Source organism: Alkalihalophilus lindianensis, from assembly GCF_032843265.1.
Lineage (GTDB): Bacteria > Bacillota > Bacilli > Bacillales > Bacillaceae_D > Alkalihalophilus > Alkalihalophilus lindianensis.
On record NZ_JAWJBA010000006.1, the window covers coordinates 211,772 to 225,996 of the forward strand.

General features: G+C 39.5%; 15 protein-coding genes and 1 riboswitch. Of the genes, 11 read left to right on the top strand and 4 right to left on the bottom strand.

The features are described 5' to 3' along the window. Positions 1 to 176: 176 nt before the first annotated feature. The 4 genes from RYX56_RS17265 to RYX56_RS17280 are packed head-to-tail and all read left to right on the top strand — an operon-like array spanning position 177 to position 4,448. Complete coding sequence (locus RYX56_RS17265; protein ID WP_317123288.1) at positions 177 to 1,280, top strand: Bug family tripartite tricarboxylate transporter substrate binding protein; 1,104 nt, start codon at positions 177 to 179, stop codon at positions 1,278 to 1,280. A gap of 33 nt (positions 1,281 to 1,313) precedes the next feature. Continuing rightward, positions 1,314 to 2,807: a tripartite tricarboxylate transporter permease gene (locus RYX56_RS17270; protein ID WP_317123289.1), complete on the top strand. Its 1,494-nt coding sequence runs from the start codon at positions 1,314 to 1,316 to the stop codon at positions 2,805 to 2,807. Continuing rightward, a complete protein-coding gene (locus RYX56_RS17275) occupies positions 2,804 to 3,247 on the top strand; it encodes a tripartite tricarboxylate transporter TctB family protein (RefSeq protein WP_317123290.1) in 444 nt (147 codons plus the stop codon). The genes RYX56_RS17270 and RYX56_RS17275 overlap by 4 nt, the downstream gene beginning before the upstream one ends. 19 nt (positions 3,248 to 3,266) lie before the next feature. Then, positions 3,267 to 4,448, top strand: a complete 1,182-nt coding sequence (locus tag RYX56_RS17280; protein WP_317123291.1) for a 2-methylaconitate cis-trans isomerase PrpF family protein — start codon at positions 3,267 to 3,269, stop codon at positions 4,446 to 4,448. A gap of 101 nt (positions 4,449 to 4,549) precedes the next feature. On the opposite strand, the gene RYX56_RS17285 is transcribed toward RYX56_RS17280, so the two are convergent. Next, entirely contained in the window at positions 4,550 to 4,681 is a 132-nt protein-coding gene (locus tag RYX56_RS17285) for an aspartyl-phosphate phosphatase Spo0E family protein (RefSeq protein ID WP_317123292.1), read from the bottom strand. Between the two features lie 234 nt (positions 4,682 to 4,915). Between RYX56_RS17285 and RYX56_RS17290 the strand changes: the two genes are divergently transcribed. The 4 genes from RYX56_RS17290 to RYX56_RS17305 all read left to right on the top strand — a co-directional run bounded on the left by RYX56_RS17290 (position 4,916) and on the right by RYX56_RS17305 (position 9,156). After that, on the top strand, positions 4,916 to 5,764 hold the full coding sequence (locus tag RYX56_RS17290; RefSeq protein WP_317123293.1) for a GGDEF domain-containing protein: 849 nt from the start codon (positions 4,916 to 4,918) through the stop codon (positions 5,762 to 5,764). A 234-nt stretch (positions 5,765 to 5,998) separates the two neighbouring features. Further along, the gene (locus RYX56_RS17295) at positions 5,999 to 6,391 is read left to right on the top strand and encodes an ion transporter (protein ID WP_317123294.1); all 393 of its coding nucleotides are present in this window, start codon (positions 5,999 to 6,001) and stop codon (positions 6,389 to 6,391) included. A gap of 542 nt (positions 6,392 to 6,933) precedes the next feature. Further along, positions 6,934 to 7,095: riboswitch (cyclic di-AMP (ydaO/yuaA leader) on the top strand. A 65-nt stretch (positions 7,096 to 7,160) separates the two neighbouring features. Then, positions 7,161 to 7,826 carry a potassium channel family protein gene (locus RYX56_RS17300; protein WP_317123295.1) on the top strand — a complete coding sequence of 222 codons (666 nt, stop codon included), beginning with the start codon at positions 7,161 to 7,163 and terminating at the stop codon, positions 7,824 to 7,826. 1 nt (position 7,827) lies between these two features. Then, positions 7,828 to 9,156, top strand: coding sequence for a TrkH family potassium uptake protein (locus RYX56_RS17305; RefSeq protein ID WP_317123296.1), 1,329 nt, complete (start codon positions 7,828 to 7,830; stop codon positions 9,154 to 9,156). A gap of 58 nt (positions 9,157 to 9,214) precedes the next feature. Here RYX56_RS17305 and RYX56_RS17310 read toward each other — a convergent pair whose 3' ends face one another. Continuing rightward, the gene (locus RYX56_RS17310) at positions 9,215 to 9,757 is read right to left on the bottom strand and encodes a GNAT family N-acetyltransferase (protein WP_317123297.1); all 543 of its coding nucleotides are present in this window, start codon (positions 9,755 to 9,757) and stop codon (positions 9,215 to 9,217) included. After that, positions 9,741 to 10,388, bottom strand: coding sequence for a hypothetical protein (locus RYX56_RS17315; RefSeq protein WP_317123298.1), 648 nt, complete (start codon positions 10,386 to 10,388; stop codon positions 9,741 to 9,743). Before RYX56_RS17315 ends, RYX56_RS17310 begins: the two co-directional genes overlap by 17 nt. A 280-nt stretch (positions 10,389 to 10,668) precedes the next feature. On the opposite strand from RYX56_RS17315, the gene RYX56_RS17320 reads away from it, so the two are divergent. From RYX56_RS17320 to RYX56_RS17330, 3 genes are all read left to right on the top strand, one after another. After that, the gene (locus RYX56_RS17320) at positions 10,669 to 12,342 is read left to right on the top strand and encodes a ribonuclease J (protein ID WP_317123299.1); all 1,674 of its coding nucleotides are present in this window, start codon (positions 10,669 to 10,671) and stop codon (positions 12,340 to 12,342) included. 162 nt (positions 12,343 to 12,504) lie between these two features. Continuing rightward, complete coding sequence (locus tag RYX56_RS17325) at positions 12,505 to 12,816, top strand: hypothetical protein (RefSeq protein WP_317123300.1); 312 nt, start codon at positions 12,505 to 12,507, stop codon at positions 12,814 to 12,816. 143 nt (positions 12,817 to 12,959) lie between these two features. Further along, positions 12,960 to 13,862: a cupin domain-containing protein gene (locus RYX56_RS17330; protein WP_439108507.1), complete on the top strand. Its 903-nt coding sequence runs from the start codon at positions 12,960 to 12,962 to the stop codon at positions 13,860 to 13,862. Between the two features lie 91 nt (positions 13,863 to 13,953). On the opposite strand, the gene RYX56_RS17335 is transcribed toward RYX56_RS17330, so the two are convergent. Beyond that, on the bottom strand, positions 13,954 to 14,217 hold the full coding sequence (locus tag RYX56_RS17335; RefSeq protein WP_317123302.1) for a DUF3006 domain-containing protein: 264 nt from the start codon (positions 14,215 to 14,217) through the stop codon (positions 13,954 to 13,956). Positions 14,218 to 14,225 lie beyond the last annotated feature (8 nt).

The window sequence follows — 14,225 nt, forward strand, 5'->3', positions numbered from 1 at the left end:
TTTAAATAATTTTAAAGGGGAGCTATACTGAAGAAGAATTAATGAAGGCGCTTACAAGGCTAATTCATTACTAGGTTTGATTATAGAAGCATCCTAGAGTAGGAGAGTGATAGTATACTCATTCAAAAGACGGTAGAAGGTTTATTTATCTAAACTTCAATTATAAGGAGGTCCCTATGAAAAAGATGATAGTAGGATGTGCATTTGCTTTGGTCAGTTTGTTAGCTGCTTGTAACACGGATACAAGCGGTAGTGCAGAGGACTTAACGAAGGATAATTTTTATGAAGGTAAAGATACAGAAATCATTGTTCCTTTCGGGGCAGGTGGTGGAACAGATTTATTCGCAAGGTTTTTAGCGCCTTATTTCAGCGAAAATATCTCTGGAAACCCCTCAGTACAAGTCGTTAACATTCCAGGAGGGCAGACAATTACGGGAACAAATGAATTCTTTTATATGAGTGAGCATGATGGGCATAAACTTCTTACATCTAGTGCATCAGTTCACACGCCATATTTATTGGGGCAAAGTGCAGTTAAATACGACTTAAGAGACCTAGAGCCGATTATCGGAGCACCAACAGGCGCCGTTGTGTATGTCTCTCCTCAAACTGGTATCGAAACCGGTGCAGACTTAGGCGAGCAGGAGGAAGAATTAGTTTTTGCAGGAATTAGTGCGACAGGGTTAGATTTAGTCACACTATTATCCTTTGAGGTACTAGATTTAGATGTGAAATCGATTCTTGGTTATGAAGGAAGAGGACCGGCGCGTGTGGCGTTTGAACAAGGTGAGAGTACGATTGATTTCCAGACAACGTCTTCCTATATCCAAAACATTGAGCCTTTGATTGAAAACAATGAAGCGATTCCTCTTTATTCATTAGGCCAAATTAATGAAGATGGCGACCTCGTTCGCGATCCTGTATTTGAAGACATCCCTACAGTGGAGGAAGTCTATATTGAGATTCATGGAGAGGCTCCTAGTGGTGAAGCGTGGGAAGCTTATAAAGCATTTGTTAATTCATCCTACACAATTCAAAAGCTGATTTGGACTCATGGGGATGCGCCACAGCCAGCGATCGATGCTCTTCATGAGGCAGCAGAACAATTTGCTAATGATCCACAATTTACTGAGCATGGGCAAGAGGTGTTAGAGAACTACGAACCATATACCGGAGAAACCTTACAAACGATGATTGATAATGCGTTCAATACCTCCCCTGAAATTCTAAATTGGGTACGTAAACTACTTGAAGAAAAATATGAGGTTACGATTGATTAATTAAATGAGAAGTAATCGAAAGGGGGGATAAGTATGTTTGAAATAGCAATAGAAGCGTTAGTGACTGTTCTTGATCCATCTAGAATCGGGTTCATGTTGTTAGGGATATCACTTGGGATCTTGGTAGGTCTATTACCTGGTCTAAGTGGGACTGTAGGAATGTCACTGTTGTTGCCATTTATATTTGGAATGGATCCATTTACTGGAATGGCCCTTCTTATTGGTATGGTGGCTGTTGTCCATACAGCAGATACTTTCCCGTCTGTTTTGCTTGGGATACCGGGGTCATCCGGTTCCCAAGCAACAATCATGGATGGTCATCCACTAGCAAAGAAAGGTCAGGCTACACGGGCACTAGGAGCCGCTTTCTTCTGTTCGATGGTCGGTGGAATAATCGGTGGAATAGTCCTGTTTTTAACAATTCCAATTGTCCGACCGATTGTCTTAAGCTTTAGTTCGCCTGAGCTGTTTATGCTTTCTCTATTAGGATTAAGTATGGTCGGATTATTATCTGGCAAATCACCGATGAAGGGGATTATTTCTGGTTTATTAGGCTTAGCACTAGGATCCATTGGGGCGGCACCAGCTGTAGCGGAGTACCGTTATACTTCAGACTTTATCTACCTATTTAATGGCATCCCTTTTGCAGTTGTAGCTCTTGGATTATTTGCCTTCCCGGTCATGATCGAAATGCTATCTGACAATCGAAGCGTTTCAAAAGGAAATAAGATTGTGTCAGGTGGGCTATTAACTGGAATAAAAGATGCTATTAGAAATAAGTGGTTAGTATTGAAGAGTGCCATACTAGGCTCGGTGGTCGGATTTATCCCCGGACTTGGAGGCAGTGTAGTTGATTGGTTAAGTTATGGATTCGCTCAAAAAACGGTGAAAAACAACCATTTTGGAAGTGGGGATATCCGAGGTGTAATCGCCCCTGAGAGTGCGAATAATGCCAAAGAAGGCGGCGCATTAATCCCGACACTAATGTTTGGGATACCAGGAAGTGGAACAACGGCTATCTTACTAGGAGGCTTAACATTAATGGGGCTTCAAGCAGGTCCTAATATGCTTACCAGTGGTCTACCTGTGACATTATCGATAATTTGGACGCTAGTTATTGCGAATATTTTCGGTGTGTTACTTTGTCTCCTATTAACAAGACCAATCTCTAGAATCAGTACGATACCAGCAAATAAATTAGTACCGTTTCTCTTCATTATTTTATTAATAGGTTCCTTTCAAAGTACAAAATCTTGGGGAGATATCCTATTCTTTGTCCTGATTGGCTTATTGGGACTTGTCATGCATTCACTTGATTGGCCAAGACCACCATTTCTAATAGGGTTTGTGCTTTCTTTATCGGCAGAGCGGTATCTATGGATCTCGATGGATCGCTACGAGTTTGCTTGGTTAACTCATCCAATTGTCATTGTGATTGGTGCCTTAATCGTAGTCTTTCTATTCGGTGGGTATTTTGTAAAACGTATCAGTCAGGCGTATGAAAATAATAAGGGTGTTGATGTATGAGTAGATTATTAGCTTCTACACTATTCTCGTTTTTCTTGTTTGTGTTTTTTGCACTGTTTGCCTTGGAGGCTTCAACTTTTTCAAGACTAGCACAGTTCTTCCCATATTATATTTCGATTGCAGGAGCGGTTTTGTCGTTCATATATACAACTATTCAGATAAGAGAACTAGTAAAAAATAAAAAAGTTCAAGAAGAATTAGCTACGCTCAACATGAAGAGGCCTTTAAAGTATCTAGCATGGTTAATCGGATATGTTGTTCTCATTTATGTTTTAGGAATCATTGTAGCATCAATTCTTTTCCTAGCAAGCTTTCTCTACATCGAATCAAAATTTACGGTACTCAAAACTGCAATGTCTATTTCCATTGTTGTTGTCGGATTGTTGCTGTTTAGTAATGTCATGAATCTATATTGGCCGAATAATTTAGTAGGGTTTTAACTATAAGGAGGTTCGTTAAATGAGAGACTATGAGAAAATTCATGCAACCATTATGCGCGGTGGAACAAGTAAGGGAGTATATATATTGCAAAATGAACTACCACATGATCCATTGACTAGAGATAAAGTAATTTTATCGATCTATGGCAGTCCAGACTCAAGACAAATTGATGGCCTAGGAGGAGCGAGTCCTCTAACGAGTAAATTTGCGATGGTTCGTATTTCCAATCGAGCCGATGCCGATGTGGAGTATACATTCGGGCAAGTAAGCGTCAATCAAGAACATATTGATTACAGTATTAATTGCGGGAACATCTTATCTGGAGTAGGACCTTTTGCAATTGATCATGGATTAGTGCAAGTAAATGAACCACTTACAATGGTACGAATTTATAATGTGAACACGAAAAAGATCATTGTAGCAGAAGTCCCAGTGAAAAATGGAAAAGCTAAAATAGATGGTGATTTCCACATTAATGGTGTGCCTGGGACAGGTGCAAAGATCATGTTAAACTTCTTAGATGCAGCTGGAGCTCGTACAGGAAAACTATTGCCAACTGGAAATGCAAAAGATGAGATTAGGTTAGGTAATGGAGAGGTGCTAGATATAAGTATTGTTGATGCTGCTAACTTATGCGTATTTGTGAAAGCTGCTGACATCGGATTGAGTGGTAGTGAGTTACCTCAAGACCTTACGATTAAAAACAAAGAACGATTAGAAGAAATCCGTGCGACAATTGCGGTGAATCTAGGGTTTGCTAATACGAAGGAAGAAGCTTCCCTACAATCACCAGCTAGCCCCAAAATCATTTATGTAGGTTCAAAACATTCCTATACATCATTAGAAGGAATTCAGGTCGAGGAGAAGGATATCGGATTTCTAAGCAGAGCTATCTCAATGGGAACCTTACATCAAGCCTATCCCGTTACGGGGGGCATTTGCACAGCTGTTGCCTCACTCATTAAGGGAACCGTTGTACAAGAAACATGTGATATAGAGGTATCGGATGAACAGAATATAGTGAATAAAACCATACGATTTGGCCATCCATCAGGCATTATTGAGTTTGAGGTGGAAATTGATTACCTGGAGGGCACTCCAAAATTAAACTATGCAGCAGTTGCTAGAACGAGTAGAACACTAATGGAAGGACATGTGTATATTCCGAGTGATGTCTATTGGGGGAGCAGCGTGGTGTAAATGGAGAGAGGTAGTAGTGGGTTTACTGCCATTGAGTCTACCTAGTGACTAAACTAAATTACTTTACGTTAAACTCGACATGTGCGTAGCACTTGTCGAGTTTATTTTATTGATCGAACGAGCTCATTTCTATTTAAAATTGTATCTAATCGTCTGCTTGACTTTAGCGTATCTGGATGACACAGTCCCTTAACAAGGCCACTATTGATCATCTCTTTACGAATGCTCTCCATCCGATTTTCTAGTTGTCATCACTAGTTCTTTTTATATAACCATGTCAAAACTCCTATCTTATTTGAGAGTGTGCGTCGTTAATAGAAAAAAAGTAACTGGTATTTAGTTTAAGTTATTTACTATTATAAATTAAGAGATTCGACAATATTTTTACTCATATCCCTTAAAAATAGGACTTTTTTTAAAAGGTTTCCAGTATGATTCAATATAGGGGAAGAGAGGTGACCGTATTGGTGAAGAAATGGATCTTTTGGCCGGTTATTGTGCTGTTTACATTTGCCCCGTTTTTATTAATGATTTTTTTAGAAAGGCTCACCGGTACCATCTTTCATTTTGTCTGGTCCCTTTATCTTATCCCAACGATTTTCATCATTATGATGTATCCAAAGTGGAGAATAATTATCACGACTGCTTTGTTTTTTAGTCTCTTGAAATATACAGCAGAGCTTACTTTTGTGACCTTTTTAACGAGAATGGATGTCATTGTTCTCATCCTATCAACACTCATCAACTGGGCGATCATCGTGATAGTTGCTTATTTTAGAATGAAGTATGAGCAAATGTTCCTGCAGGTAAGGGCTCTGACATTAATTGATCCTTTAACGAATTTATACAATCGACGATACTTTGATTTATTGCTAGAAAATGCTATTCCTCATAGTGAGAGAGTTGATTGCCCACTTACACTTCTTCTATTAGACATTGATCATTTCAAGAAAGTAAATGATACACATGGGCATGTATGTGGAGATCAAGCGCTTCAACATATATCACAACTCATCAAGGATAACGTCAGAAGCTCTGATGCGTACGTTCGTTTTGGAGGCGAAGAGTTTGCGATTATTATGCAGGATACGAGTTTAAATGAAGGCAAGGTGGTCGCTGAACGCATTTGCAAACAAGTCGAAAGCTCACCCTTTATCTATAAAGGGAAAACTATTCATTTAACAATAAGCATTGGAATTGCGCTGTATGTTGGAGAGAAAAAGGAAGAATTTATTGAGCGCGCAGATAAGGCTTTGTATGAAGCGAAGAGGGGGGGCCGGAATCAAGTGGCTCTGTATGAAACGATTTCTTGTTAAATATGCAAACACCGACTTCCTTAATGAGAGTCGGTGTTGTTTTTGCCCCTATATTTCCAAATAAATTACTGTTAAAATATTACATGGTCATTGTCAATAAATAATAGGAGTCATTTTGATGGAAGTAAAAGCAGAACAAACGATTGCAACTACCTTCCCACGCAAAGACAAAATCATTTTTCTATATGAATTACTGATGGCGGTATTAGCTTTGATTTCAGTCATTTATCTGGAATGATAGCCATTGGGTTAAAAACTTTAATACGGTTGATTTTTGTAGTAGATGTTTCGGTACGCTTAGCTAGAAGTGATAATAAAATCCAATATCTGAAAAAGAACCCTCTTGATCTTATTGCGGTCATCCTGTTAGATAGCATCTTTCGATTGGCAAGATTAGCGCGTTTGGTCCGTGTTTTACGAGCACTGGCAATCTTAAAACAATATATGCAGCCTCTTCATGCTATTTTAAAAACGAATAATTTAGATAAAGTAATCATCTTTTTAGTGATTGTTATTTTTATAAGCTCTATTCCTATTCAGTACTTAGAACCTTCTATTGAAACATACAATGACGCGGTATGGTGGGCGATTGTTACATCTACAACAGTCGGTTACGGCGGCCATTAACTTCGCGATGATTCAACCGTTCGATATGATATCAAATCTTGAAAACCATCGCAAGACTTTTAGAAAGACGAAAGGATTTGCTGAGGTGAAAGGGTTTATGTAAGTGGGAACACTAAGATATCTGTATTAGTGTTATTTGTGGTTTGTTGGAATTAGGCGGTTATTTCCCATTTTTTACTGCGTTTGCTAGAATAACTTGATACTATGCTAGAATTAATTCGAGATATGTTAGAAAAACCTCTCAACTTACTCGAATGAGCTTTAAACATGCTAGAAATCGTTAATAGCCATTAAAAAAAGACGCCCCGTAAGGCGTCTTTTATGCGTATTGCGGCGAGTGACAGCACTCCACATAGTGCATTGCCTAAAAGGCGCGTCAATCTCGTCTTATGCAATTTAGCTCATCGCTAGAATAGTATATCACTGTTTAGGTTGAAAGAGAAGGAAAATCATCAGAAAATCATTACAATATCTAAATAAATTAGTGATTGACAACATCAGATAACAGGAGTAAATTAAACTCTATGAAAACCGTATATCGCGCCTTTTAATCGCTTAAACTGTTTAGGGAATTAACCTTAAACCGTGCGGGGGACCCAATGAAACTGACAATTCATGTCTTGGGGTGAGTCTTCATTTGAAGAAGGGATACTCTCAGTTCCTAACCCGACAGCTAACTCCGTAAGCGTTACGTTAAAAGAGGGAAAGGTCTTACATACAGACCATTTCTTAGTGATGGTTTTTTTGCATTTAAAAAGGAGTGGTAAAGATGGCTAAGAAGAAAAAACAGTTTGCTGTAATTGGTTTAGGACGATTTGGTGGTAGTGTATGCAAGGAATTGTATCAAAGAGGGCATGAGGTGCTGGCGGTTGATAAGGACGAAACTAAGGTTAATGAATATGCGGCTTACTCAACTCATGCAATGCAAGTAGATACAACCGATGAAAATGCAATGAGACAAATTGGGATTGGGAATTTTGAGCATGTCGTCGTAGCGATTGGCGATAACATCCAGGCAAGCATTTTAACGACTCTTGTCTTAAAGGAAATGGATGTCCCGATCGTGTGGGTCAAAGCTCAAAATAGTTACCACCATAAGGTACTCGAAAAAATAGGTGCCGATTACGTGGTTCATCCTGAATCTGACATGGGACGTAGAATCGCTCATAATATGTCTTCTGAAAAAGTCATTGATTTCATTGATCTTTCGGATGAATACAGCATTGTGGAGCTTCGGGCAACAGAAAAAGTCCACCAAAAGACGTTAGTGGCCTTAAATGTCCGTGCCAAATATGGTGTGACGATCCTTGCGATGAAACGTGGCGAGGAGATGAACATCTCGCCAATGCCAGATGATCTCATTCATAAAGGCGATATGCTTGTTGTGATGGGTCATAAATTAGATATTAACCGCTTTGAAGATGAGGCACTCTAAAATGAGAGGCGCTCGGCGTAAATTCATCAATATGTCGCCGCCCCAAGTTTTAGCTTTAGGATTTCTCGGGGCGATTATCATAGGTACGATCTTATTACTATTGCCGGTTTCAACAACTGCACCGATTACCTTTATAGATGCTCTTTTTACAGCTACTTCTGCTACAACCGTTACAGGATTAGTCGTTCTTGATACCGGAACAGATTTTACTCTATTCGGCCAAGTGGTCATTATGGTGCTGATTAAAATTGGTGGACTTGGTTTAATGACTTTTGCGATCTTGATTGTCTTGACGCTAGGCAAAAAAATTGGTTTGAAAGAGCGAATCCTTGTGCAGGAGTCTTTTAACCAAACTTCTCTTGGTGGGATGATTCGATTAGTAAAGATGCTGCTTATCTTTGCTTTTTCAATCGAAGCACTCGCAACCATTTTACTTGCCCTACGTTGGGTCCCTGAATTTGGCTGGAGATACGGATTATTTACGAGTTTGTTTCATTCCATTTCAGCTTTTAATAATGCTGGATTTTCCTTGTGGTCAGATAGTTTGATGGGGTTTGTCGGCGATCCGGTCATCAATATTGTCATTACGATGCTATTTATTACGGGGGGAATTGGATTTACCGTTTTATATGATTTAACTGAAAAGAAGAATTTCCGTCAATTGACGCTTCATACAAAGATCATGTTAGTAGGAACACTGATTTTAAATGTTGTGGCGATGCTCGTTATCTTCTCGCTAGAATATGGGAACCCTGCAACACTTGGGTCGCTCTCGTTGTCTGATAAGCTATGGGGAGCATACTTTCAAGCCGTTACCCCTAGAACTGCTGGCTTTAACTCACTCGATATTGGCAGTATGAATCCAGGGTCCATTACATTTATGCTTGTTCTAATGTTTATTGGAGCCGGAAGCGCCTCAACGGGTAGTGGAATCAAGCTGACGACGTTTGTTGTAATTTTACTAGCTGTCATCACCTATTTAAAAGGGCGCAAAGAAACGGTCGTATTTGAACGGACAATTGGCGATCATATCATCATGCGTGCTCTAGCGATTGTCGTGATCAGCTTAATGGCCGTCTCATTTTGTATCTTCTTGCTCGCCATTACGGAGGATGCTCCATATATATCAATTGTGTTCGAGGCATTTTCTGCTTTTGGTACAGTAGGACTCTCGATGGGCATAACAGATGAATTATCAACAATAGGCAAGCAAATTATTATTGTGTTGATGTTCATTGGGCGAATCGGACCTGTTACATTAGCCTTTGCCCTTGCGAAATCAAGACCAAGCAATGTTCGTTATCCAAAAGGAGATGTATTTACAGGATAGATTTATAAAATGAAGAAGGATCAAGCTTCTGTTGCGAAGTTTGATCCTTTTTTATGGATTACTTAGTGATTCCAACATAATCTTCCCTTAACATCCCATAAACAGCTAAATCAAAATATTCTCCAAATCGATAAATATGCTGCTTTAACGTGCCTTCGTATGTCAGGCCGATTTTCTCCATGATCCTCCAAGACCCACGATTACTAGTGAAGGCTTGAGCATAAATCTTGTTTAACTTAAATTTCTTAAATCCGATTGCCAGTACCGCGTTTGCTGCTTCCGTACCATAGCCTGTTCCCCAGAAAGGCTTTCCTATCCAATAACCTAATTCACCACGGTTATTTGCTTGGTTCACATGTATATTAATAAGGCCTACTATTTCATGGGTGCCTCTTAAAGTAATAGCGAAAATGACAAGCTTTCCTTTGTTCGCAGCTTCCAACACATGAAGAATAAAATCTTTGGCAGATCCTTTGGGATAAGGGTGAGGGATGGTGGATGTTGTTTTGGCTACATCATAATCACCTGCTAGCTCCTCTATTCGCTCAGAATCCCCTACCGAAAGTGGTCTTAGACGTAATCTTTTAGTTTCTAAAATCATAAACGAACGCCCCTCTTTCACTTTTAATTAATGGAGCATCTCTGTTTACAACATGATGGTAATCCAACTCAAGGAAATACATCGCTTTACTGAGGCGGTCATAAAAGAAAGGGAAAAATTCCAGCTCATTAAATATATAGACATCTATGGATTGATCTTCACTTTTAAATGCTTCATTTATCCGGTGATTTCCATTGATACAGTAAGGTTTATTGTCGGTTAGAAAATGGCTTTGAAGGACCATGACAGGATTTTTATGGTTAAGCTTTATTTGTGTTTGGTCTTGGTTGATATTGCCTTGTTCAACCGCACCGATAATTGTTGTTGGGGAGAAGCGGCTTGGCTCAAGGCGCTTCTTTTTAATCAGAGCAGTGGCTCCATCAATGTCTAGGGCATACTCAAAAACGCCTGTTGGGTAGTCCGCATACAAGGAAAATGTTTCTTGTCCAATAGGATGAATCACTGGGTACGTTTCCTTAACCAGCCGTTGGTCCAAGAGGTTTTTCCATGTTGACGCAATTTCAGCTCCAATCGCTGAATGCCCCTCCATTTCTTGAATACGCGATTTAATATGGGTAGAAGGATTAAAAACCCGTGATTTCTCTTCATACTCTTTAATTGTATGGACCATAAAACATTCCCCTCATTCTCGATCTTTTTTCGACTTTAAGTATGCTCTTAATAAAAAGACAATCACTAAAGCAATCCCTGTAGCATAAAGAATAAATTCAGCTATGTAGTAAAACAAATCTTTTTGCAAAGTTCCCGACACTCCTCCACCACATGTTTATTATTTAAATCTTACCATCTATCAAGGGATATGTGGGGGAATGGGTTTGAAAAATCATAAAGCAACTACAACTTGGGGCATACTAAGGCTAAAATGATCCCTATGGTTGGAGGAATGTAAGGTGGAGACAAATGAGAATGGTTTATCGATTTATGGCTTAGGTGGAATGCAAGAAATCGGCAAAAATATGTATGCGATTCAATATGGGAATGAGATCGTAGTCGTTGACTGTGGGAACAAGTTTCCGGATGAGAGCTTGTTAGGGATTGATTTGATCATTCCTGACATTCAGTATTTAGTTGAAAATCAGGATAAAGTGAAAGCGCTCATTGTAACTCATGGGCATGAAGACCATATCGGAGGCATTCCATTTTTCTTGAAAAAGTTAAATGTACCTGTCTATGCGACACGATTCACATTAGGATTAATTGAGTTGAAGTTAAAAGAACATAAACTTCTCAGAGAAACGGAATTGATAGAAATAAACGCTGATTCAAACGTTCAATTTGAGCAAATGAACGTTGAGTTTTTCAAGGTGAATCATAGTATTCCAGACTGTTTAGGGATTGTATTTCGCACACCAGAGGGCACGGTTGTACATACAGGGGATTTCAAATTCGACTTAACCCCGGTTAATGACCAACATTCGGATATTCATAGGATGGCGGAGATCGGCAAGGAAGGGGTCTTGCTGTTACTATCTGAAAGCACAAATGCAGAACGTCCTGGCTTAACGCCATCAGAGCAAATGGTTGGTCATCATTTGGAAAAAGCATTTATGGATGCAGAAGGTAAAATCTTTGTATCCACCTTTGCGTCAAATGTGAGCCGTGTGCAACAAGTCATCCATGCTGCCGCAAAAACGAATCGAAAGCTTGCTCTTGTCGGAAGAAGTATGGTGAATGTAATAGGTGTGGCGATTGAGAGAGGGTATGTAACGGTTCCAGAAGGGATGCTAGTTGATCAAAATAACATAAATGAACATGCTCCTGAGAAGGTAGTCATCCTTTGTACAGGGAGTCAAGGTGAACCAATGGCTGCGCTTGCTAGACTCGCTACAGGAAACTTCCGCGGAATTGATGTGTTGCCAGGGGACACCGTTATCTTAGCGGCTGGTCCTATTCCGGGGAATGAACGCAGTGTTACAACAATTGTTGATAACTTATACGCCCTGGGAGCTAACGTGATTTACGGATCAGGTGTGACAACAGGCATGCATGTATCAGGACATGGGTATCAAGAGGACTTGAAGCTAATGCTTAGTTTCATGCGACCGAAATACTTTATTCCGATACACGGTGAATACCGGATGTTAGTTCAACATCGTTTGTTAGCCGAAGCGGTCGGAGTGGAACGAGGCCATACTTTCATCATGAAAAATGGGGATGTTGTTGATATTGCTCACCAAGAAGCAAGCCATACGCGAAAAGTACCAGCTGGAAATACGTATGTAGACGGAATCGGTGTCGGCGATGTCGGCAACCTCATTCTCCGAGATCGGAAACAACTTTCTGAGGACGGTATGCTTGTTATAGTATTAACGATGAGTAAAGCGAAAAAAGACCTGATTTCTGATCCGGATACGATTTCTCGTGGATTTGTTTATGTGAGAGAGTCTGAGGAGCTCCTTAATGAAGTAAATCGTCGCATCAAACAGACGATTAACGAGCTAAAAGAGGAGAATAAAATGGAATGGAAATCGATTAAACAACAAATCAAAAAGTCAGTTGGGGAATATGTATACTCTAAAACAAAGAGAAAGCCGATGGTTGTCCCGATTATTATTGAGATTTAAAGAACATCATAATCTCTCTCAAAAGGCACTGCTTCCATAAGAAGTAGTGCTTTTTTTCGGTTGGATTAAAATTGTAAACAAATTGAAACATTATCAATTGCTAAGAAGGGTATCCATCAAATATCACTACTGATGAAAAGTATTTAATTGGAGGGATGCAAAATGAAATCATCAACCATGAATATGATAGTCGGATCAGCTCTTTCTGCAGGCGGAGTTTTGTTAGCGACGAAGGCTTATAAACAAAGACAGCAGGAATCGGCTAAAGTAATTGAAGATCGAGACACATGGGAAGCCGATCGCTTCGAAAGTGTAGATGCTGATAAAGTACCAGAAGAAAAAGGTCTCACTCAACTGGATTCTGCGCACAGAAATGATTGGGTCGCAAATGGATTTCCACGGACACACGAGGAGCGAAGAAGGCTAGAAGAGGAAGCAAAATGGGTCGATTCTTACCCTCATAAAACGACCTAACATTCGATGAAGGGAGCTGCCAATTTAGGCAGCTTTTTTTATTTTGGCTAGTTAGGTAGGAGCCTAATCGAGGTGAAGTTTTGTAATTGGAGTTGCATTCTCAATACATGGGCATATGATGCTTTATCACACCTTAAAAGGGGATGAACACTTTGCATGATGAAACAAACGGGAATTCATATCCTTATTACACGAATACAGGGGTCAGAAATGAGGACAGAACAGAGCAAGAAATGGCGGCTGAAGCCTTACTTGTAGCTATGAAAAGAGAAGCTTCAGCGATTGATCTTTATAGCCGATTAGCCGAGGCTGCACCAGATCTTGATCATCAAGAAAACCTTTTTTATGCATTAGAAGTAAAACAGGCACATTTGGATCATTTTACGAATCTTTATACGTATCTTACAGGAACAGAACCTACCTATCAGATTGATCAGCTCTCTGCTGATAGCTATCAAGAAGGCTTGCAAAAAGCATACGAAATGGAAATAGAGACTGTAAATGAATATCACAGAGCTAGTTTACTTCCACAGAATCCAGACGTTCATAATAGCTTTCTATGGGCTTTAGAAGGTGAACAAGAAAATGCGGAACGACTAAGTTCCCTACATGAGGACGTTCAAAGTCGAATACAAGATTACGGACCAGAGCCTTTTATTATTGATATTGAAGAGGTGACTAAGGAAAATACAAATTTCCGGACTGCCCTATGGACGGGAGAGCATTTGCAAATCACCTTAATGAGTATTGAGGTTGGGGACGATATTGGCTTAGAAACGCATCCGAACCTTGATCAATTTATCAGAATTGAAGAAGGGCAAGGAATCGTGCAAATGGGGGATGCTCCAGATAATTTATATATCGAGCAAGAGGTTTTTGATGACTATGTGATTGTCATTCCGGCAGGTAAATGGCATAACTTAACGAATACAGGTGATACCCCAATCAAGCTATATTCGATCTACGCACCACCAGAGCATCCATTTGGCACCGTTCACGAGACGAAAGAAATCGCGATGGCTGCTGAAGAAGATTATCATTATTAATCATCGCGTTTGTAGAGGAGAACACATCATTAAAATAGATGTGTTCTTTTTTAACATATTGAGGGAAAAAAGGTAGATAGTTAACTCCCCATTACAAGTTAGTAGGGTTGTTTTTCTTTTTAATTTTCTCTAAAAGAGAAGTAGCTCGTTTTAATGCTGCTTCTGTATCTTTTTTTAAAATATTTATTTTAGCTATTTGGGCATTTTCGGTAAAAGCGAGTTCTAAAAGATCTCCTTCTTTTGCATTTAAAGGTAACTCATTTACAGATAACATTATTTCTATTGATTCATCTTCTTTTAATAATAGAACAGCTATTTTCCTGTCTACAATACGATCTAATGTGTATGTTGGCATAGCACTCC